16 protein-coding genes are annotated in these 21,084 nt (G+C 59.7%); 11 read left to right on the forward strand and 5 right to left on the reverse strand.

All coding sequences use genetic code 11. From position 1 onward, the window contains the following. Window positions 1-64 precede the first annotated feature (64 nt). The 4 genes from oppC to PG898_RS16700 form a co-directional block, all read right to left on the reverse strand. Window positions 65-976, reverse strand: coding sequence for an oligopeptide ABC transporter permease OppC (oppC, locus tag PG898_RS16685; protein ID WP_005326827.1), 912 nt, complete (start codon window positions 974-976; stop codon window positions 65-67). A 14-nt stretch (window positions 977-990) separates the two neighbouring features. After that, window positions 991-1,911 carry an oligopeptide ABC transporter permease OppB gene (gene oppB, locus PG898_RS16690; protein WP_042649231.1) on the reverse strand — a complete coding sequence of 307 codons (921 nt, stop codon included), beginning with the start codon at window positions 1,909-1,911 and terminating at the stop codon, window positions 991-993. Window positions 1,912-2,007: 96 nt separating this feature from the next. Further along, window positions 2,008-3,627: an ABC transporter substrate-binding protein gene (locus tag PG898_RS16695; protein ID WP_025326561.1), complete on the reverse strand. Its 1,620-nt coding sequence runs from the start codon at window positions 3,625-3,627 to the stop codon at window positions 2,008-2,010. A 280-nt stretch (window positions 3,628-3,907) separates the two neighbouring features. Further along, window positions 3,908-4,543: a YchE family NAAT transporter gene (locus PG898_RS16700; protein WP_041205423.1), complete on the reverse strand. Its 636-nt coding sequence runs from the start codon at window positions 4,541-4,543 to the stop codon at window positions 3,908-3,910. 907 nt (window positions 4,544-5,450) lie between these two features. Here PG898_RS16700 and adhE point away from each other — a divergent pair. The 5 genes from adhE to PG898_RS16725 all read left to right on the forward strand — a co-directional run bounded on the left by adhE (window position 5,451) and on the right by PG898_RS16725 (window position 13,781). Beyond that, window positions 5,451-8,126 (forward strand): bifunctional acetaldehyde-CoA/alcohol dehydrogenase, encoded by a 2,676-nt coding sequence (adhE, locus tag PG898_RS16705; RefSeq protein WP_005326838.1) that lies wholly within the window; start codon window positions 5,451-5,453, stop codon window positions 8,124-8,126. Between the two features lie 110 nt (window positions 8,127-8,236). After that, window positions 8,237-9,472: an HD-GYP domain-containing protein gene (locus PG898_RS16710; protein ID WP_263685298.1), complete on the forward strand. Its 1,236-nt coding sequence runs from the start codon at window positions 8,237-8,239 to the stop codon at window positions 9,470-9,472. A 352-nt stretch (window positions 9,473-9,824) separates the two neighbouring features. Further along, window positions 9,825-11,516, forward strand: coding sequence for a sensor histidine kinase (locus PG898_RS16715; RefSeq protein ID WP_182785695.1), 1,692 nt, complete (start codon window positions 9,825-9,827; stop codon window positions 11,514-11,516). Further along, window positions 11,513-12,217 carry a two-component system response regulator BtsR gene (gene btsR / locus PG898_RS16720; RefSeq protein WP_139751416.1) on the forward strand — a complete coding sequence of 235 codons (705 nt, stop codon included), beginning with the start codon at window positions 11,513-11,515 and terminating at the stop codon, window positions 12,215-12,217. Before PG898_RS16715 ends, btsR begins: the two co-directional genes overlap by 4 nt. Window positions 12,218-12,359: 142 nt before the next feature. Next, complete coding sequence (locus tag PG898_RS16725; protein ID WP_005326847.1) at window positions 12,360-13,781, forward strand: carbon starvation CstA family protein; 1,422 nt, start codon at window positions 12,360-12,362, stop codon at window positions 13,779-13,781. 71 nt (window positions 13,782-13,852) lie between these two features. On the opposite strand, the gene PG898_RS16730 is transcribed toward PG898_RS16725, so the two are convergent. Further along, window positions 13,853-15,487 carry a mechanosensitive ion channel family protein gene (locus tag PG898_RS16730; protein WP_226169571.1) on the reverse strand — a complete coding sequence of 545 codons (1,635 nt, stop codon included), beginning with the start codon at window positions 15,485-15,487 and terminating at the stop codon, window positions 13,853-13,855. A 225-nt stretch (window positions 15,488-15,712) separates the two neighbouring features. On the opposite strand from PG898_RS16730, the gene PG898_RS16735 reads away from it, so the two are divergent. From PG898_RS16735 to PG898_RS16760, 6 genes are all read left to right on the forward strand, one after another. Continuing rightward, a complete protein-coding gene (locus PG898_RS16735) occupies window positions 15,713-16,045 on the forward strand; it encodes a DUF3302 domain-containing protein (RefSeq protein WP_005326851.1) in 333 nt (110 codons plus the stop codon). Window positions 16,046-16,055: 10 nt separating this feature from the next. Beyond that, window positions 16,056-17,093: an HlyD family secretion protein gene (locus tag PG898_RS16740; protein WP_043129292.1), complete on the forward strand. Its 1,038-nt coding sequence runs from the start codon at window positions 16,056-16,058 to the stop codon at window positions 17,091-17,093. Window positions 17,094-17,209: 116 nt separating this feature from the next. Further along, the gene (locus tag PG898_RS16745) at window positions 17,210-18,970 is read left to right on the forward strand and encodes a DEAD/DEAH box helicase (RefSeq protein ID WP_171269482.1); all 1,761 of its coding nucleotides are present in this window, start codon (window positions 17,210-17,212) and stop codon (window positions 18,968-18,970) included. A 92-nt stretch (window positions 18,971-19,062) separates the two neighbouring features. Further along, window positions 19,063-20,496 carry a D-alanyl-D-alanine carboxypeptidase/D-alanyl-D-alanine endopeptidase gene (gene dacB, locus PG898_RS16750; protein ID WP_171269041.1) on the forward strand — a complete coding sequence of 478 codons (1,434 nt, stop codon included), beginning with the start codon at window positions 19,063-19,065 and terminating at the stop codon, window positions 20,494-20,496. Continuing rightward, window positions 20,483-20,611 carry a hypothetical protein gene (locus PG898_RS16755; RefSeq protein WP_270824615.1) on the forward strand — a complete coding sequence of 43 codons (129 nt, stop codon included), beginning with the start codon at window positions 20,483-20,485 and terminating at the stop codon, window positions 20,609-20,611. The genes dacB and PG898_RS16755 overlap by 14 nt, the downstream gene beginning before the upstream one ends. A 201-nt stretch (window positions 20,612-20,812) precedes the next feature. Continuing rightward, on the forward strand, window positions 20,813-21,070 hold the full coding sequence (locus PG898_RS16760) for a GrxA family glutaredoxin (RefSeq protein ID WP_161507324.1): 258 nt from the start codon (window positions 20,813-20,815) through the stop codon (window positions 21,068-21,070). Window positions 21,071-21,084 lie beyond the last annotated feature (14 nt).

Here is a 21,084-nt window from a genome sequence, read left to right on the forward strand (position 1 = left end):
GACGCCGCGCGTCCAGCGGATGGGTCTTATGGCGCCGTTGGCGTCTTATCGATCCTTTGGCGTCTTACCGATCCTTTGGATCGAGGGCATCACGCAGACCATCCCCGAGGAAGTTGAAGCAGAACAGGGTCACCACCATGAAACCGGCGGGGAACAGGAGTTGCCAGATGGCCACTTCCATCGACTTGGAGCCTTCATCCAGCAGGGCACCCCAGCTGGTCATGGGTTCTTGTACCCCAAGTCCCAGGAAGCTCAGGAAGGATTCGAACATGATCATGCCCGGCACCAGCAGGGTGGCGTAGACGGCCACTATGCCCAGCACGTTCGGCACGATATGACGGGTGATGATCTTCCACTTGGAGACGCCGCAGACGTGGGCCGCCTCGATGAACTCCTTGCTCTTGAGGCTCAGGGTCTGGCCTCGCACGATCCGCGCCATGTCGAGCCAGCTCACCGCGCCGATGGCGAGGAAGATGAGGGCCAGGTTGCGACCGAAGAAGGTCACCAGCATGATGACGAAGAACATGAAGGGGAAGGCGTTGAGGATCTCCAGTACCCGCATCATCAGGCTGTCGACGCGACCGCCGATGAAGCCGGAAGCGGCGCCATACAGGGTACCGATGATGACGGCCACCACGGCCCCCATGATGCCGACCATGAGCGAGATGCGACCACCGAGCAGGGTGCGCACGAACAGATCGCGCCCCAGGCTGTCGGTGCCGAACCAGTGCCCCGTCTCCATGTCAGGAGCGGCCTGCATGGCCCCCCAGTCCGGATCATCGAAGGTGTATTGGGACAGGTGCGGCCCGACGATCACCGCCAGACCGATGATGGTCAGGATGATGAGGCTGGTCAGCGCCGCCTTGTTACGCAGGAAACGGCGACGGGCATCCTTCCACAGGGAGCGTCCCTCCACCACTTCCACTTTCTGGGCGAATGCCTCGATGGCTTCGCGTTTTTCAGTTGTGACAACCATGATGTACTCCCGGCTTAGTAACGGATCTTGGGATCGATGACGGCATAGAGAATATCGACCACGGCGTTAAAGGTGATGGTGAGGGCGCCGACCAGTATGGTCAGGCCGAGCACCATGGAGTAATCACGGTTGAGGGCACCGTTGACGAACAGCTGACCTATGCCAGGCAGACCGAAGATGGTCTCGATCACCACGGAGCCCGTGATGATGCCGACGAAGGCCGGGCCCAGATAGGAGACCACCGGCAGCATGGCCGGACGCAGCGCGTGTTTCAGGATGATGTGGCGCAGCGGCAACCCCTTGGCGCGGGCGGTACGGATGAAGTTGGAGTTCATGGTCTCGATCATGCTGCCACGCATGATGCGGGAGATGGCGGAGATGTAATACATCATCATGCCGAACACCGGCAGCACCATGAACTGCACCCCGCCTCCCTGCCAGCCTCCCGCCGGGAACCAGCCCAGATAGATACTGAAGAAGAGCACCAGCAAGGGTGCCAGCACGAAGCCCGGGATCACCACCCCGGCCATGGCCGACGACATCAGCAGATAGTCGATGAGGGTGTTCTGTTTCAAGGCCGCAATGGTGCCGAACGTAACTCCCAGCGTGACCGCCAGCAGGAAGGCGACCGAGCCAATCTTGGCGGAGACCGGCAGCGCCTGACTCACCAGATCATTGACGGTGAAGTCCTTGTACTTGAAGGAGGGCCCCAGATCGCCCTGGACCAGATTGCCCAGATAGGTGAGGTATTGCACGCCGATGGGCTTGTCCAGGCCATATTTGGCCTCGATGTTGGCCAACACTTCCGGCGGCAGGGCGCGTTCGCTGGTGAAGGGGTTACCTGGCGCGAAGCGCATCATGAAGAAGGAGACGGTGATCAAGACCAGCAGAGTCGGGATCGCTTCCAATAGACGTTTAAGGATGAATTTCAACATAGACATTTCCTGTCCTGTACTGCTTCCAAAGGGTCGCGGTTGTAATAAAGGCCCGCCGTCCGGCGGGCCTGCTTGTTATGCGACTTGTTGCTTTACTCAGTGAGCAATGATGTACATGTCTTTGCTGTAGAGGTTGTCCAGCGGGTTGGCCGGGTAGCCGCCCACATAGGGCTTGACCATGCGCGAGGTCACGTACTGGTAGATGGGGGCGATCGGCATGTCCTTGGCCAGGATATCTTCGGCTTGGACATAGAGCTTGTTGCGCGCATCTGCGTCCACCTGGTTACGCGACTCGCTCATCAGCTTGTCAAAGGCGGTGTTGGAGTACTTGCCGTCGTTGTTGCCGTGAGTGGTCTGCATCAGATCCAGCATGGAGGAGGCTTCGTTGTAATCCGCAATCCAGCCGGCACGGCCTACGTCGAAGTTGCCCTGCTTCTTGGTTTCCAGGTAGGTCTTCCACTCCTGGTTCACCAGGCTCACCTGCACACCCAGCTTCTTCCACATGGAGGCGACGGCCACGGCTACCTTCTTGTGGTTGTCGTCGGTGTTGTAGAGCAGCTCGAACTTGAGCGGCTTGCCCGGGCCGTAACCGGCTTCGGTCAGCAACTCTTTCGCCTTGGCGTCGCGCTCTGCCTGGGTCAGCTTGGACCAGGCCGGGGCCACCGGCTTGAAGCCGTCGACGAAGTCGGGCACCAGGGTGTAGCCCGGGGTTTCGCCCTTGCCCATCACCTTGTCGGCAATCACGTTGCGATCGATGGCGTAGGAGAGCGCGGTGCGCACACGCACGTCGTCAAACGGCTTGTGCTTGAAGTTGTACTGGTAGTAGTAGGTGCCTACATAACCGCTCACCTGCACCTCGTTCGGGTGCTCCTTCTTCATCTGCTTGAAGCGCTCGATCGGCATGTTGTAGGTGAGATCGACTTCACCGGCCAGGTAGCGGTTCAGCTCGGCGTTGGTGGACTGGATCGGCAGGTAGGTCACCTTCTCGATCACCGTCTTGGCGTTGTTCCAGTAGCTGGGGTTGCGCTCGACGTCGACGCGCTCGTTGACCACCCAATCCTTCAGCACATAGGCGCCGTTGGAAACCATGTTGCCGGGCTGGGTCCACTTGTCACCAAACTTCTCGACCACTTTCTTCGGCACCGGATAGGTGGTGGTATGAGAGAGCATGCTGACGAAGTAAGGCACCGCCTTCTCCAGCTGCACTTCAAAGGTGTAATCGTCGCTGGCTTTCACCCCCAGGGTGTCGGCCGGTTTCTTGCCACCGATGATGTCGGTCGCATTCGTGATGGTCGGGATCTCCATGTACCAGGAGTAAGGAGAAGCCGTCTTGGGATCCACGGCCCGCTGGAAGGCGAAGACGAAGTCGTGTGCGGTGACCGGATCCCCATTGGACCACTTGGCATCTTTGCGCAGGTGGAACACGAAGTGTTTGTTGTCCTTGGTTTCCCAGGACTCGGCGACGCCGGGCAGGGTTTCACCCTTGGGACCTGAGGTGACGAGACCCTCGAACAGGTCGCGCAGAATATTGGATTCAACCGTTCCTTCGGTCTTGTGCGGATCCAGGGTGGCGGGCTCGGAGCCATTGCCTTTCACCAGGGTTTGCTCGGGAGCGAGCTTGGTGCCGGCGGGGACGTCGGCGGCGTGTGCCAGGGTGGCGCCACCAAAGAGTGCAGTCAATAAAAGGGTATTAATAATTGTTTTTCTATGAGTCATTTCCATACTCCAACAAGAACATTCCATGCATTTGTCCATTCACGAGATAAAAATCCCGCTGCCCGCATAATTCCCTGACAATTCTGATAATGCAATAGATATCATCAGGTAGGGGCGGCTTTGGCGGTCAAAAAAACAGCTTTAAACCATTTATTCAGCATTTAAATATCGAGCAATGGGTGTTTTTCATACAAAGCCGCTCGATTCTAGGAAATGACTAACAAAAAAGAAACAATAAAAAGCCGGTCACGAGGACCGGCTCCGACAAAATGGACCTGAATCACATCAATCCGGGAAAGACTCCCTTGATCCCTGCCACCATGATCTCGATGCCAAGGGACATCATGATGAGACCCATGATCCGGGTCACCACGTTGATGCCGGTATTGCCCATCAGCTTGAACAGCAGGGGGGCAGCACGGAAGATGAGCCAGGAGCAGTAGGCAAAGGCCACCACGACCAGGAACATGCCCAGCAGCTGGGGCAGAGTCTTCTGGCTGGCATAGACGATGGAGGACGAGATGGCACCGGGGCCGGCCATCAGGGGCAGAGCCAGCGGCACCACAGCGATGGATTCGCGCGCGGCCAGTTCACCCTTCTCCTGCTTGTTGTGCTTCACCTCCCCCAGCTTGCCCTGCAACATGGACCAGGCGATCAGGGTAATGAGCGAGCCACCGGCAATGCGGAACGACGCGAGCGAGATGCCGAAACCATCGAGGATCAGCTGCCCCATGCACATGGAGACCATGAGGATGACCATCACGGCAATGTGGGCCGTGGTGTTGGTCTTCCTGCGCTCATCCGGTTGCATGTGGCCCGTCAGGCTCACAAAGACCGGCAACAGACCCAGCGGGTTGATGATCGCAAACAGGCCAACGAAAAATTTCAGGTATAAAGAGAAGTCAATTGCTGCCATAAGCGCCATCCAGAACCAATTCGGGCCACCGAGGGCCATCCCCGTCAAACTGCGCGTAAATTTACACCATGCTATTTCCCTTCTCCAATCAAATAATCTCACCCTTTCCGGGGCTTTTCAGTTAGTTCCTCTAATGAATCGACAAAAATCAACATATCGAGTTGTTAATGGCAATGATATCAACTTAACATTTCAGCAAAGTCTGCTGGCGTTTTATGTCGCCACATCCACTCATCACAAGATTTCCATGCAATAAAGAGCCATTTTCATGGATTGATCCTGACGATCCCAGGCGATAACCCGCATTCACCACCACTGCTCGTCTCCACGTTGACACGCGATCTTGATCTTCATGGTGACCTTTCTCGCCGCCCCTGATCCGCATCCGCACTGTACGCGAACAGGGATCGCCCCCGCTGTTTGCCGCACAACCATCAGATATCTCACCCCCGAGCCTGTCACCGGATGAAAGCAACCACCATTTTTCCAACAGAAATGAAACGTCTGCGCCCATTCACGGCCGAGAGGATCTCCGGGGACGGCACCATGCTGGCACTCACCGCCCTCTTTGCCACCACTGAAACAGCGGAGAGTGGGTGACCCGACAGCCGTCATTCGGTAGAAAAGCGCCTGTTCACCTCGTGTTCATCCCCTCGGCACTCTACTCTACAAACCCGTAACATCTGACCGTTCGGGATGGTGAAACAAAATTTCTTTTGTTCTTTTGTTACATATGATCCAGATCAATCTTTTCTGACACATCCCCGCTCTATAATCGGGTCAGAAAACAATTTAGTAAGGCATGTAAATACCCCGTTGTGGTGATTCTCTCCTTGACAGGGCGACTATAATTGCCGGGCATTGCCAAGGTCTTACTAAACAGTTTTCAAATCATCAGGAGATAAACATGGCAGTAACCAATTTGGCTGAACTGGATGCACTGGTTGCCCGCGTCAAGGAAGCCCAGCGTGAATTCGCCAGCTTCTCGCAAGAGCAGGTAGACAAAGTCTTCCGCGCCGCTGCCCTGGCCGCCAGCAACGCCCGTATCCCCCTGGCCCAGATGGCAGTGGCTGAGTCCGGCATGGGTATCATCGAAGACAAGGTAATCAAAAACCACTTCGCCTCCGAATACATCTATAACGCTTACAAAGACGAGAAGACCTGCGGCATCCTGAGCCAGGACGACGAGATGGGTACCATCACCATCGCCGAGCCGGTAGGCATCATCTGCGGTATCGTACCGACCACCAACCCGACTTCCACGGCTATCTTCAAGGCCCTCATCTCCCTGAAGACCCGCAACGCCATCATCTTCTCCCCGCACCCCCGCGCCAAGAACTCCACCAATACCGCAGCCAAGCTGGTACTGGATGCAGCCATCGCCGCAGGTGCCCCGAAGAACATCATCGGCTGGATCGATCAACCGTCCGTTGAACTGTCCAACGCCCTGATGAAGCACAACGACATCAACCTTATTCTGGCCACCGGTGGCCCGGGCATGGTGAAGGCCGCTTACTCCTCAGGCAAGCCCGCCATCGGCGTGGGTGCCGGTAACGTACCCATCGTTATCGACGAAACCGCCGACATCAAGCGTGCCGTCGCCTCCATCCTGATGTCCAAAACCTTCGACAACGGCGTGGTCTGTGCGTCCGAGCAGGCCGTCATCGTGGTCGACTCCATCTATAACCAGGTCAAGGAGCGTTTCGCAACTCACGCCGGCTACATCCTCTCCAAGGACGAAGCCGACAAGGTGCGTAAAGTTCTGCTGATCAACGGCGCCCTGAACGCCGACATCGTGGGCCAGCCCGCCACCAAGATCGCCGCCATGGCCGGTGTGACCGTGCCTGCCACCACCAAGATCCTCATCGGTGAAGGTCTGGAGCTGTGTGCAGAAGACGAGTTCGCTCACGAGAAACTCTCCCCGACCCTGGGTATGTTCCGCGCCAAGAACTTCGAAGAAGCCGTCGAAATGGCCTGCGACATGGTCAACATCGGTGGTATCGGCCACACCTCCGGCCTCTACACCGACCAGGATCGCAACGCCGACCGCATCAAGTACTTCGGCGACAAGATGAAGACTGCCCGTATCCTCATCAACACCCCCTCCACCCAGGGCGGTATCGGTGACCTGTACAACTTCGCGCTCGCCCCGTCCCTGACCCTGGGTTGCGGCTCCTGGAGTGGTAACTCCATCTCCGAGAACGTCGGTCCCAAGCACCTGATCAACAAGAAGACAGTCGCAAAACGGGCAGAAAATATGCTGTGGCACAAACTTCCGAAATCCATCTACTTCCGTCGTGGCTCCCTGCCGATCGCCCTGGGCGACCTGGAAGGCAAGAAGCGCGCCATGGTGGTCACCGACCGTTTCCTGTTCAACAACGGCTATGCCGATGAAGTGGTTCGTCTGCTCAAGAAGCTGAACATGGAAGTGGAAATCTTCTACGAAGTGGAAGCTGACCCCACCCTGTCCGTGGTACGCAAGGGCGCCGAGATGGCGAACTCCTTCAAGCCGGACGTGATCGTCGCCCTGGGCGGTGGTTCACCCATGGATGCCGCCAAGATCATGTGGGTCATGTACGAGCACCCGGACACCGCGTTCGAAGACCTGGCCATGCGCTTCATGGACATCCGCAAGCGTATCTACAAGTTCCCGAAAATGGGCGTGAAGGCCGAACTGGTCTGCATCACCACCACTTCCGGTACCGGTTCTGAAGTGACCCCGTTTGCGGTCGTGACCGACGACGCCACCGGCATGAAGTACCCGCTGGCCGACTACGAGCTGACCCCGAACATGGCCATCGTGGATGCCAACCTGGTCATGGGCATGCCCAAATCCCTGTGCGCCTTCGGTGGTATCGATGCCGTGACCCACGCCATGGAAGCCTATGTGTCCGTGCTGGCCAACGAGTACTCCGACGGTCAGGCGCTGCAAGCCCTGAAACTGCTGAAAGAGTATCTGCCATCCAGCTACCAGAACGGTGCCAACGACCCGGTTGCCCGCGAGAAGGTGCACAACGCCGCCACCATCGCCGGTATCGCGTTCGCCAACGCCTTCCTGGGTGTGTGCCACTCCATGGCCCACAAGCTGGGTGCCGAGTTCCACATCCCGCACGGCCTGGCCAACGCCCTGCTGATCAGCAACGTCATCCGCTACAACGCGAACGACAACCCGACCAAGCAGACCGCGTTCTCCCAGTACGACCGTCCGCAGGCTCGTCGTCGCTACGCCGAAGTGGCCGACCATCTGGGTCTGACTGCTGCCGGTGACCGCACCGCGGCCAAGATCGAGAAACTGCTGACCTGGCTGGACGAGCTGAAAGCGACTCTGGGCATCCCGGCCTCCATCCGTGAAGCCGGCGTAAACGAGACCGACTTCCTGGCCAAGGTTGACCAGCTGGCGCTGGAAGCCTTCGATGACCAGTGCACCGGCGCCAACCCGCGCTACCCGCTGATCACCGAGCTCAAAGCCATCCTGATGGACACCTACTATGGCCGTCCCTTCATCGAGGAAGCTCAGGTGGCGACCAAGGTTGAGGTCAAAGTCGACGCCAAGGTAGACAGCAAGAAAAAATCCAAGGCCTGATAACCGCTTCGGATGACAAGAGCCCGCGCACATGCGCGGGCTTTTTTGTTTGTCTATCTGTTTAATTTTGCTAGCTTGTTGATAGGCAAATTCGACAGAAGAGCGAGTCTATGGCGCTGATACAGGCCTCCATCGAGCAGTTGAAAATCGGCCATTACATCCATCTCCCCACGGGATGGACCAACCACCCTTTCATGTTCAATGCCTTCAAGATCCGCGACCAGCAGCAGCTCGACATCCTCCGTCACCTCGAACTCACCCTGCTGATGGTGGATCCCGACAAGAGCGATCTCCCCGTCGAGCCCCTCCTGCGTGCAGAGCCAGCCCCTTCATTTGAGCTCGGTGCGACGCAAGATGCCTCCCCCCTTCCGACCGAATCCACATTCGACGAGAAGGCCTTTCGCCGGTCCCTGCGCACCGCCGACAAGGCATTCGGCCAATCCCTGTCAGATCTTCGTGACGCCCTCGGCGCCCTCAATCTCAAGCCCGACGAGGGGCTGGCCAACACCGCCCAGATGGTGCGCATCGTCGCCACCCGCCTCGCCGACCATCAGGGACCTCTGGGTTTGCACCTCATTCGCAGCCAGCACACGGACATCCTGCTGCAACACAGCCTGAGCGTGGCCTTCATCGCCATGCTGATGGCAAGGGAGCTCGGCATGAGCCATATCGAGATCGAGGAGGCAGGGCTGGCCGGCCTGCTGCACGATATCGGCGAGCTCAAGATCCCGAGCCAGATCACCCAGAAACGGGGAGAACTCAGCAAGGCGGAGCTCAATTTTCTCAACATGCATCCCCAGTACGGGCTGGAGATGCTCAACCAGCTGCAGGCTTTCGAACCCAGGATCCGCGAGGTTGCCCATCTCCACCACGAGCGGCTGGACGGCAGCGGCTTTCCCCTCGGTATCCAGGGAGACAGGATCCCTCCCCTCGCCCGCCTCATCGGCCTGGTGGACTATTACGACGAACTGCTGCACCCACGCAGCGGCCTCCACCCGGCAGGGCCGAGTCAGGCCATCGGCCAGCTCTACAAGTTGTCCCAGAAGAAATTCGATCAAGATCTGGTCAGATTGTTGATAAAGGTGCTGGGGGTCTATCCGCCCGGATCCCTGGTGCGTCTGGAGGATGATACAGTGGCGCTGGTGTTATCGAGCGAACCCACCATGCCCCTCAAACCCAAGGTGCAACCCTACATCAAGGGGCAGCGCCCGGAAGCCGTGGCCATGATCGATCTGCGGGAAGATGAGAGAAGCATCATCGCCACCCTCAGGCAGGAGGAGCTGGATGAGGGGCAGCGGTTGTTTTTCCATCTAGGTCGACGCGTCTGCTACTATTTCGCCTTCTGAGTTATCCCCAGAAGCTGGGGATAACTCATTGGACAAACCTGAATAATTGCTCGAGCCCCCTCAAAACTGTCCGCCATTGGAGCTGGATAAAAAACGCCCAGCCAAAGGCCGGGCGGAGCATGCCACCTCCATGTGGCGTACCCAGCGGGCACACTCATGCTCTCTCCAGCAATATCAAGCGCCGCCCGGTTACACAAATATCAATTTAACGTGCTGATTTTATATGGTTTTATTTTTTCATTCTGGCAAACTTCCCCCGCCATGGGGCCGAGTCCTGCAGCAAGACAGGATCTTGCTCACAGTACGCCCCGGTGACGTTCTGGCCCGGGATGATTCTTGAGGAAGGTTTTTTATGCAATTAGTCCTCTCCCTGCTCCAGCAGATGAGCGTCAGCCTGGTGATCGCCTACCTCTTCTCCAAGAGTCCCTTGCTGCGCCCACTGGCCAACTACTCGGTCAGGCTTCCTCACAAGATACTGATATACGTTATCTTCTCCTGTTTCTGCATACTGGGCACCTATGTGGGGCTGGATATCGACGATGCCATCGCCAATACCCGTGCCGTCGGCGCCGTGCTGGGAGGACTGCTGGGAGGCCCTCTGGTGGGCTTCCTGGTGGGACTGACCGGGGGTCTGCATCGCTATACCCTGGGCGGCTTTACCGATCTCGCCTGCGCCATCTCCACCACGTGCGAGGGGCTGTTGGGCGGCCTGGTGCACTGGCGGCTGATGCAAACGAACCGGGTGGATGCGCTGTTCCAGCCCCGGATTGCCTTCTTCACCACCTTTGCGGCCGAGATCATGCAGATGCTCATCATCCTGCTGGTCGCCACCCCGTTCGACAAGTCCCTGCTGCTGGTGCGCACCATCGCCACCCCCATGATCCTCGCCAACGCCTGTGGTGCGGCACTCTTCATCAGCATGATCCGCGACCAGCAGCGAATGTACGAGAAGTTCTCCCGGGTCTTTTCGGCCAAGGCGCTCACCATAGCCAACCGTACCCTGGGGATCATGACCCAGGGCTTCACTCCCGAGGCGAGCCGCAAGATAGCCCATATCGTGCAGGAGGAGACCGGGGTTGGCGCCGTCGCCATCACGGACACCGACAAGATCCTCGCCTTCATCGGCACGGGGGAGGATCACCACAAACCGGGTACCCCCATCACGTCCGCCATCACCCTGCAGGCCATCGCCCAGAACAAGGTGCTGTTTGCCGATGGCAACCGCCACCCCTATCGCTGCAGCATCTCCCCCCAATGCCAGCTCGGCTCCGTGCTGGTGATCCCGCTACAGGGAGACAGAGGCGTGATCGGCACCATCAAGCTCTATGAACCCAAGAAGCGGCTCTTCCTCAAGATCAACCACACCCTGGGGGAAGGGATAGCCAACCTGCTGTCACAACAGTTGCTGAGCGGGCGGCTGGAGCAGCAGCAGCGATTGCTGGTCCAGTCAGAGCTCAAGCTCGTTCAGGCGCAGATCAATCCCCATTTTCTGTTCAATACCCTCAATACCATCAGTGCCATCACCCGGCGCGACCCCGAACGGGCACGTCAGCTGTTGCTGCATCTGTCGCTGTTCTTTCGCAAGAACCTCAAGCGCCAGAACGATCTGGCCACCCTGCAGGAAGAACAGGAGCACTGCCAATCCTATCTGGAGATAGAACAGGCACGCTTTGGCGAGCGCCTGACCGTCATCAACGAGATCCCGCCGCACCTAGCCGACGTGCAACTGCCGAGCTTCACCCTGCAGCCCCTCATCGAGAATGCCATCAAGCACGGGACCGGCTCCCTGCTCGAACAGGGACGGATCCGGCTCTTCGCCGAGGAGGACCAGGACAGTGTCACCCTCTGCGTGGAGGACAATGCCGGGGCCTGGCCACCGGGTTCACAGGGCGATGGCCTTGGCATGAGCATTGTGGACAGACGGCTCAGGAGTGCCTTCGGCGAGCGCTTTGGCATCCGGGTGCAGTGTGAGCCTGAGCAGTGGACCCGGGTCTCGTTCACCCTGCCCAGACAGCCGCAATCCCCTTCCAAGGAGCCGACATGATCCGCACCCTGATCGTCGACGATGAACCCTATGCCCGCGAGGAACTGGCCGAGCTGCTCGGCAGCGATCCCGACATCGAGATCCTGGGCTCGGCCGCCAATGCCATCGAGGCACTTGGCCTCATCCAGCGGTTCAAACCGGACGTGGTATTTCTCGACATCCAGATGCCCAAACTCAGCGGCATGGAGCTGGTGGCCATGCTCGATCCCCTGCCCCGCATCGTGTTTGTCACCGCGTTCGATGAGTACGCCATCCAGGCTTTCGAGGAGAACGCCTTCGACTATCTGCTCAAGCCAGTAGAGCCTGCCCGCCTCGCCAAGACGCTAAGCCGCCTGCGCCAGGATCTCAGCCCCCAGCCGGTGGCGGCGCTGGCGCCGGCCATTCGCCACATCCCCGGCTATCTGCACAACCGGGTACGGCTGTTGCCCATCGAACAGGTAGAGTATGCCTTCTCGGATCTCGGCGGCGTGCACGTCGCCTGTCAGGGCGAGCTGTTTCACACCCAGCTCACCCTGAAATCCCTGGAGGAAAAGACCCCGCTGCTGCGCTGCCATCGTCAGTATCTGGTGGCCCCTGGCGCGATTTTCGAGATCCAGTTGCTGGAAAACCAGCTGGCCCAGATAGTCACGCCAAGCGGCGCCCGGGTGCCGGTCAGCCGACGCTATCTCAAGGAGCTCAAGGACGATCTGGGGCTGGAGTAAGGACGCCCGCTGTGCGCCGGATCACAGCAGGCGACCGCTCGGGTCGCCATGTCGCCGCTCACCCGCTTTTACCTGCCGTTAACAGAAGTCCCCACCTAGACTGACCGCGCACACCATAAAATAACAATGCTGGAGCGTAACAATGATCTGGTTCTTCCTCTGTGTCGGTCTGCTGGTCGCGGGCTACTTCATCTACGGCAAATTCGTCGAGCGGATATTCGGCCCGAAACCCGAACTTGCCACCCCCGCCATCACCATGGCCGATGGCGTGGACTATGTCCCCATGTCGGACAAGAAAGTCTACCTGGTTCAACTGCTCAACATCGCCGGCGTCGGCCCCATCTTCGGCCCCATACTCGGCGCCCTCTACGGCCCGGTCGCCATGCTCTGGATAGTGTTCGGCTGCATCTTTGCGGGCGCGGTACACGACTACTTCTCCGGCATGCTGTCGGTGCGCGCCAAGGGCGCCTCTGTGCCGACCGTGGTCGGTGAACACCTCGGCACTGCCGCCAAGCACTTCATGAACCTGTTCGCCGTGGTGCTGCTGATGCTGGTGGGCGTGGTCTTCGTGCTGAGCCCGGCGGGCCTCCTGGCCAACCTCACCTCCACCGACCTGGTCTACTGGATCGTGGCGATCTTTGCCTACTACATCCTCGCCACCATAGTCCCCATCGACCAGATCATCGGCCGCTTCTATCCCATCTTCGGCGCCCTGCTGGTGTTCATGTCGGTCGGTCTCATCGTCGGCCTCATCGTCTCGGGCAAGGGCTTCTACAACACCGGGATGGACTTCTCCAACCTGCACCCGACCGAGCTGCCGCTCTGGCCGCTGCTGTTCATCACCATCGCCTGCGGCGCGGTCTCGGGCTTCCACGCCACCCAGTCTCCGCTGATGGCGCGCTGCATGCAGAACGAGAAGTCCGGCCGTTTCATCTTCTACGGCGCCATGATAGGTGAAGGCATCATCGCCCTTATCTGGTGCACCCTGGGTCTCTCCTTCTACGACAGCACCGAAGCGCTCAACGCCACCATGGCCAACGGCGGCCCGGCGGCTGTGGTACACGAAGTCTCCACCAGCCTGCTCGGCACCGTCGGCGGCATCCTCGCCATCCTGGGCGTGGTAATCCTGCCCATCACCTCGGGTGACACCGCGTTTCGCAGTGCCCGCCTCATCGTGGCGGACTTCCTGAAGATGACCCAGAAGCCGCTGGCCAAGCGTCTGCTGATCGCCATCCCCATGTTCATCCTCGGCTTCATCATCTCCAAGGCCGAGTTCGGGGTGATCTGGCGCTACTTCGGCTGGGCCAACCAGACCACGGCCGTCATCATGCTGTGGGCTGCGGCTGCCTACCTCATCAAGGAGGGCAAGCTGCACTGGATCTGCACCATCCCCGCCATCTTCATGACCGCCGTGGTGATCACCTACCTGGCCAACGCCCCCATCGGTTTCGGGCTGGCGATGAACGTATCCACCATCATCGGTCTGGTGAGCACGGCCCTGATCACCCTGGCCTTCCTGATAAAGTTCAGGCCCTCCCAGCTGAGGGAAGCCAAGGAGAGCTGAGTCGCGAGACTGCACTTTCCCCATGACAAGAGGCCCGGCATTGCTGCCGGGCCTCTTCATTTTCCAGGGGCTTACCCTTTGCTGGTCGCTCCGGGCCCCTCGGCAGGCGCCTGGTACCAGTGCTCCCTGGCCACCAGCACCGCCTGCTCCGGCTGGGCAATGAAGTTGGGGGACATGATCTGCACTCCAAACTCGTTGAACACATCCTGGATATGCCCGTGAAGCTCCGTCTTGACCACGGCAGGCAGCAGGCCGTCTTTCATCCGTACCTGCAGCTCATATTCCACGTACCAATCCTGCAGATTCAGCTGGCGCACCAGAGGCGGCTCGTCCTGGTTGAGTTGGGTGCAGCGCCGGGCCGCCAGCTCCAGCATGGCATGCACCTGGCGCCAGGGCGCATCGTAGCCGATGGTCACCTTGGTCAGCAGTGCGATCCCCTTCTCCCCCGCCAGCCGCGTCAGGTTCACCACCTTGCCCCCCACCACCACGGCGTTGGGCAGTGTGACCTCGTGATCCTGACGTGTCACCAGCTTGGTGGAGAGGGCATTGAGCTCGCTCACCATCCCCTCCACCTCGCCAATCTGCACCAGATCGCCGGGTCGCAGGGCACGAGAATAGATGAGCACCAGGCCACTCATGGCATGGTTCATGATCCCCGCCGATCCCAGGGTCACCATCAGGCCAAAGAAGACACTGATCCCCTTGAAGGCGTCGGAGTCGGCACCGGGCAGATAGGGGTAGGCCACCGTCAGGGCAAACAGCCAGATCACCACGGAGAGTAGCCGCCGGGTGGCCCCAATGGTCTCGGCGTGCAACCCCTGCACACGAAACTGTCCCTGCTCGATGCGATCGAAGAGAATGGCCAGCATCCGGATGAAGAAGCGGGTGATGGCGACAATCAACAGCACGGTCACCAGGCCGGGCATGGCCGCAATCATGCCCTCCAGCATGTCGCCGCACAGAGTAAACAGGGAGTCACCCAGTTGCTCGCTCCAGGCCCGGGTATGGGGGAAGAGGCCGAGCACATAGGTGAGCCAGCCATAGGTGAGCATGAAGAGCAGCAGCAGGGTCAGGAGGCCGAGCAAGCGGACCTCCACGTTGCCCGCTACTTGACGCCACTGGTGGGGGATCAATCCCTTCTGCAGCAGCAGACGATTGGCGAGCCACTTCCTGACCCGCCGATGCCCCCATTGCAGCGACCAGATGAGGCCGAAGAAGAGCACGCTGGCCAGGAGCGCCATGCCGCCAGCCTTCACCAGATAGGGGGTCGAGTGTAACTCAAGGTATTTGAGGCGTACCCTGTCGAGCCGCTGCCGGACAAGCTCGCTAGCCTGCTCCAGCGTCAGCTCGTCGAGAGCCTCCAGGTCGCCTTCCACCAGCACCAGGATCCGCTTGCCGTTGACCATAAACTCCCGCGTTTCCTGACCTTGCCGGCTGCCTTTGAGAACGGTGATAGGAGGGATCAGGTCGGCGGGATCCAGACGCTGGATCCGTTCATGGGTCAATCGGACCCTGGCCGCTCCGTCCAGGCGGCCAAACTTGGCCTGGAGCATGACGATGGGTTCGTGAAGCAACACCAGTGTCTGTGCCTTCTCCTGCTCGGTTGGCTCCAGCCTGGGCTCTGCTGCCCACGGCCTGCCAATCAACGTGATATTGAACAACAGCAACACCGCCAACCAGCGGCTTATCCTGCATCGCCTCTCCATCGCACCACCCTTTTATGCTACGAGACATACGAATCTCTTTCCTGATTGATTTTATAGAAGGAAATTCATGGCGCATGATAAATAACCAAGCGTTTAACCGAGCCTGTACCGGAATATCAACTCCCCGGTTGCACTATTGCACTCAGCTAATATGCTGTCATCATGGCCGGATGCCTTGTCTAGACGAAACAAGGCATTACCTCGCGACTAAGATGGGAGAAATCGATGGTACTTGATTACATTGCCCTGGGAATATTGGTGTTCGTCGTCTTGGTCATGTTCTACGGGATCATCGTCATCCACGACATTCCGTATGAGATTGCCAAACATCGCAATCACCCCCACCAGGATGCTATTCACGTGGCCGGCTGGGTCAGCCTGTTCACCCTGCATGTGCTCTGGCCTTTCCTCTGGATCTGGGCCACTGTGTATCGTCCCGATCGCGGCTGGGGCTTCAATCAACGATTGCAGAAAGACGAAGATGAGATCAACGCGCTCAAGCAAGAGCTTGCCGCCCTGCAGGCCCGCATGACCACGCTCGAACAGACCGACAAATAGGTAATCTTTCATGGACTTGCTACTTATCCTCACCTATACGGCCATCTGTGTAGGGATTTTCAAGATCTTCAAGATCCCGCTAAACAAGTGGACTGTACCGACCGCCGTGCTCGGCGGTGTCTTCATCATCGGCGCCCTCATCGTCCTGATGAACTACAACCACCCCTATTCCGAACTGGCGCGCAATTACTACGTCTCCACCCCCGTCGTTCCCCTGGTCAAGGGTCGCGTGATCGAGGTGCCGGTCAAGGCCAACCAGCCGGTCAAGCAGGGTGATGTGCTGTTTCGCCTCGATGCTGTGCCCTTCCAGGAGAAAGTCGCCAGCCTGACCGCACGGCTCGCCTCCAACAAGGATTTCCTCAAAGCCCTCGATGCCAGACTGCGCTCCGCCAGCCTGGACCGGGATCGTGCTCAGGAGCTGATGCGTCGCGGCATCGGCAAGCAGCGGGATCTCGACGTGACCCAGGCCAACGTGGACGACATCGTCGCCCAGATTGACCAGCAGAAGGCGTCGCTGGATGACTTGAGCGCCCAGCTCAACATCGCCAAGTACGAGCTGGCTCAGACCGTGGTCTATGCCCCGAGCGACGGCCACGTGGTGCAGCTGGCGCTGCGTCCGGGCATGATCGCCACCCCCTTCATGTATCGCCCCGTGATGACCTTCATCCATGAAGATGAAAATGCCTACGTCGGCTGGTTCTGGCAAAACAGCATGCAGCGGCTCAAGGATGGCGATGAGGCCGAGGTGGTACTGGACGGTATCCCAGGCAAGATATTCAAGGCCAGGGTGCTGTCGGTGATCCCCGCCATGGCACCAGGCAACATCCAGGCCCAGGCAGGTCTCATCGATCAGACCACAGCCCAGGTACCGGGCCGCCTGCCCATCATCCTTGAGATCACCGACCCCGAGTGGGCCAAGTATCAGGTGATCGCGGGCTCCAGCGGCCAGGCAGCCATCTACACCGAGCATGTCCACCATGTGGCCATCATGCGCAAGATCCTGATGCGCATGGGTAGCTGGCTCAATTACCTGTTCCCCTTCCACTAAGCGCGCCTTGGTGGTACCTGCGGGCCGGCAATCATGCCGGCCCGCTGTTTTTGTGGCCCCAAGATCCCTATAATGGCGCCATCCTGCGCCGCACCATGTCCAAACACCACCCCCTCATGTTCGTTCTCAGACCCTATCAAACCGACGCCGTCAACGCCGTGATCAGCCACTTTCGCAAGCACCCGGATCCCGCCGTGGTGGTGCTGCCCACCGGGGCGGGCAAGAGTCTGGTGATCGCCGAACTGGCACGCAAGGCCCGTGGTCGGGTGCTGGTGCTGGCCCACGTCAAGGAACTGGTGGAGCAGAACCACGCCAAGTACGAGGCCTGGGGACTCAAGGCCGACATCTTTGCCGCAGGGCTCGCCCGCAAGGAGGCGAGCGCCCAGGTGGTGTTCGGCTCGGTGCAGTCGGTGGCGCGCAATCTGGATACCTTCGACGGCGCCTTCTCGCTGCTCATCATCGACGAGTGTCACCGGGTCTCGCTAGATGACGACAGCCAGTACCATCAGGTGTTAGGCCATCTCAAGGCCGCCAATCCGGCCCTCAAGATCCTCGGTCTCACCGCCACGCCCTATCGGCTCGGGCTGGGCTGGATCTACCGGCGCCACTACCACGGCATGGTCAAGAGTCACGGCGAGCGGCTGTTTGGCGACTGTGTGTTCGAGCTGCCGCTGCGTTTCATGGTCAAAAATGGTTACCTGACGCCACCGCGCATGATCGATGCCCCCATAGTCCACTACGACTTCAGCAAGCTGGTGGCGCGGGAGAACGGTCTGTTCAGCGAGGCAGACCTCAATGGCGAGCTCAAACGCCAGCAGCGGGTTACCCCCCATATCCTGAACCAGGTGCTGGAATATGCCCGCGAGCGCCAGGGGGTGATGATCTTCGCCGCCACCGTCGAACACGCCCGGGAAATTCAGGGGCTGCTGCAGGCAAAAGCCCAGACGGCGGCCCTCGTCACCGGCGAGACGCCGGGGCCGGAGCGCGATGCCCTCATCCATGCCTTCAAGGGGCGGGAGATCAAGTTTCTGGTCAATGTAGCGGTGCTCACCACCGGTTTCGATGCCCCTCACGTCGATCTCATCGTGATGCTGCGCCCCACGGAATCGGTGTCCCTCTATCAGCAGATCGTGGGCCGGGGCCTGCGTCTCTCGCCGGGCAAGACCGACTGTCTGGTGCTCGACTACGCGGGCAACAACTTCAACCTGTTCGCCCCCGAGGTGGGGGAGCCCAGACCCCACGCCGGTACAGAGCCGGTGCAGGTGCCCTGCCCCGCCTGCGGCTTTGCCAACACCTTCTGGGGAAAAACCGACGAGGAGGGCAAGGTGATCGAGCACTACGGCCGCCGCTGTCAGGGGCTGTTTGAAGATGACGAGGGCCACCGCGAGGAGTGCGACTACCGCTTTCGCGCCAAGATCTGTCCCGCTTGCGGCGCCGAAAACGACATCGCCGCCCGCCGCTGCCAGAGTTGCGATCAGCTGCTGGTGGATCCGGATGACAAGCTCAAGGAGGCGCTCAATCTCAAGGATTGCATGGTGATCCGCTGCGCGGGACTCACCCTCACCGCAGGGCGCGGCAAACAGGGAGAACGGCTGGAAGTGACCTATCACGATGAGGACGGTCTCACCCTGACGGAGTACTTCGCCTTTCATACCAGCGGTGCACGACGCTTGTTTCAACAACACTTTGTGCGCCATCATTGGCCCGCCCCGGGCCTGGAGCCCGAATTCACCACCCTGGCGAGCGTGCTGGCCGTATCGAACCAGTTTCGTCACCCGGATTTCGTCATCGCCCGCAAGTCTGGGCGTTTCTGGCAGGTGAAGGAGAAAATTTTTGACTATGAAGGGCGGTACCGCACTGCCAACTCACTCGCCTAGCCACATCGTCTGGCGGGCAAATGACAGTAACCAGGTTTGATTATCAGGGGCGCTTCGCACTGCCGGCGCCCTTCGTTCAGTTAGAGGATCCTATGCAGCGGCTGTTGATTGGTTTTTGTGCTCTCTTTTCTCTGGTGGCCCAGGCCACCCCGCTGACCCCGCCCAAGGGGGGCCAGTACGCCGTCATCGTCCAGGGCAACAACGGGGTGGAGTTTGCCCGTCACGCCGACGACATGATAGCCCCCGCCTCCACCATGAAGGTGCTGACCGCCCTGGCCGCCCGCCTCGAGCTCGGCGCCGACTTCCGTTTCGCCACCGACATCCAGGCACAGCCCGGCGCCAGGCAGGGCAATGCCATCAATGGCGACATCTGGATCAACTTCGTCGGCGACCCCACCCTGTCGCGGATGGATCTGGTGGCCCTGTTCAAGCAGCTCGGCGTCACCCGCATCCAGGGCAACGTCTACGTCAACACCGGCGCCTACAACGGCTATGAGCGTGGCAACGGCTGGTCCTGGGGGGATCAGACCCTCTGCTTCGCGGCTCCCGTCTCGGCCGTCATCATCGACAAGAACTGTGCCTACGGCACCGTCACCGCCACCCAGATTGGCAAGCCTGCCGTGGGCAACGTCGCCACCGGCGTCCCCATCGGCATCGGCGCCGACAACGTGGAGGTGATGAGCTATGGCGACATGGCGCGTCAGTTCTGCGCCCTGGAAGTGGACATGGCCAAGGGCAACTTCTACGAGCTCAAGGGCTGCATCACCCCGAACAAGGAGCCGCAGGGGCTGCGCTTTGCCATCCACGACGTGGAAGCCTGGGGCTGGGACAACATCCGCTGGGCCATGAACCGTGCCGGGATCAGCCACGACGGCCTGCTGCGGGTCACCCACAAGACACCGGTTGGCGCCGAGACGCTGGCCACCCACTACTCGGTTTCCCTGCCGGTGATGCTTGCCAAGATGCTGAAGAAATCCGACAACCTCTACGCCGACACCTTCCTCAAAACCGTGGGTCGTCACTACTACAACAAGCCGGGCAGCTATCGCAGCGGCACCATGGCGGTGCGCGCCATCCTGACCAAGCACGGCATCGATCTGGGCAACGCCACCCTGGCCGACGGCTCCGGCCTCTCCGCCCACAATCTCATCAGTGCACGCCAGATGCTGTCGGTGCTCCACTTCATCCAGACGAACGACGCCGAGCTCGACTTCATCAAGCTGCTGCCAAGCTCCCAGGTGGACGGCACCCTGGCCTGGCGACGCAGCGTCACCGCCCCCATGATGAAGAACAAGGTGCACGCCAAGACAGGTACCATCACCGGCACCTCCAACCTAGCCGGTTTCATCGACACCGCGGGTGGCCAGCGCAAGGCGTTTGTCATGTTCCAGCGCGGCCTCTCCCAGGATCCGGCGACCCACGAGCGCTACCGCGCCAGCAAGGCCGCCTGGCCCTGGACCGTCTTCGAAAAGGGTGTGCTGGAGAGCATCTATCAGCAGCAGCCCATCCAGATTGCCGAACAGTGATGAACAATATGGGTGGCCTTGCCAGCAAGGCTGCCCCATCACCTGGACAGTGTTCGAGAAAGGGGTGCTGGAGAGCATCTATCAGCAGCAACCCATCCAGATTGCCGAACAGTAAGTCTGGCTTGAGGAGGGACCCCCCTCGCCGCTGCCAATTCAGAATGCCGTGCCAGGTGCCGCCCCCTGTGGCGGCACCTGTCCGGGGTGCAATCGAGCACGGCGAATAGACGTATCGGAATTTTCAGCTTTGACTGGCCAGGAGCCGAGGCTATGCTGTCGCCAGCCTCGTCTCAACGGCCTTATCTAACGGAGAGAAAAGATGTTTGTAGAAATTTATGGTCGCCCGGGTTGCCCTTATTGCGTTCGTGCCAAGCAGGTTGCCGAGCAGCTGACCGAGGAGCGCGATGACTTCGAGTTCCGCTATGTGGACATCAACGTCGCCGGTCTTACCAAGGACGATCTCGCCGCCAAGGCGGGCAAGCCCGTCACCACGGTGCCGCAGATCTTCCTGGACGAGCAGCACATCGGTGGTTGTACCGATTTCGAAGCCTATGCCAGAGCCAATCTGGGTCTGTAAGACAGTTTTCCCAA

The organism is Aeromonas sp. QDB31 (assembly GCF_027707605.1).
GTDB lineage: Bacteria > Pseudomonadota > Gammaproteobacteria > Enterobacterales > Aeromonadaceae > Aeromonas > Aeromonas media.

Coding starts and splice junctions, on each gene's coding strand:
- btsR (WP_139751416.1), top strand. CDS start 11,513: ATGATCCGCACCCTGATCGTCGACGATGAACCCTATGCCCGCGAGGAA.
- PG898_RS16710 (WP_263685298.1), top strand. CDS start 8,237: ATGGCGCTGATACAGGCCTCCATCGAGCAGTTGAAAATCGGCCATTAC.
- PG898_RS16725 (WP_005326847.1), top strand. CDS start 12,360: ATGATCTGGTTCTTCCTCTGTGTCGGTCTGCTGGTCGCGGGCTACTTC.
- oppC (WP_005326827.1), bottom strand. CDS start 976: ATGGTTGTCACAACTGAAAAACGCGAAGCCATCGAGGCATTCGCCCAG.
- oppB (WP_042649231.1), bottom strand. CDS start 1,911: ATGTTGAAATTCATCCTTAAACGTCTATTGGAAGCGATCCCGACTCTG.
- PG898_RS16735 (WP_005326851.1), top strand. CDS start 15,713: ATGGTACTTGATTACATTGCCCTGGGAATATTGGTGTTCGTCGTCTTG.
- PG898_RS16745 (WP_171269482.1), top strand. CDS start 17,210: ATGTTCGTTCTCAGACCCTATCAAACCGACGCCGTCAACGCCGTGATC.
- dacB (WP_171269041.1), top strand. CDS start 19,063: ATGCAGCGGCTGTTGATTGGTTTTTGTGCTCTCTTTTCTCTGGTGGCC.
- PG898_RS16760 (WP_161507324.1), top strand. CDS start 20,813: ATGTTTGTAGAAATTTATGGTCGCCCGGGTTGCCCTTATTGCGTTCGT.
- PG898_RS16730 (WP_226169571.1), bottom strand. CDS start 15,487: ATGGAGAGGCGATGCAGGATAAGCCGCTGGTTGGCGGTGTTGCTGTTG.
- PG898_RS16715 (WP_182785695.1), top strand. CDS start 9,825: ATGCAATTAGTCCTCTCCCTGCTCCAGCAGATGAGCGTCAGCCTGGTG.
- adhE (WP_005326838.1), top strand. CDS start 5,451: ATGGCAGTAACCAATTTGGCTGAACTGGATGCACTGGTTGCCCGCGTC.
- PG898_RS16740 (WP_043129292.1), top strand. CDS start 16,056: ATGGACTTGCTACTTATCCTCACCTATACGGCCATCTGTGTAGGGATT.
- PG898_RS16695 (WP_025326561.1), bottom strand. CDS start 3,627: ATGACTCATAGAAAAACAATTATTAATACCCTTTTATTGACTGCACTC.
- PG898_RS16700 (WP_041205423.1), bottom strand. CDS start 4,543: ATGGCAGCAATTGACTTCTCTTTATACCTGAAATTTTTCGTTGGCCTG.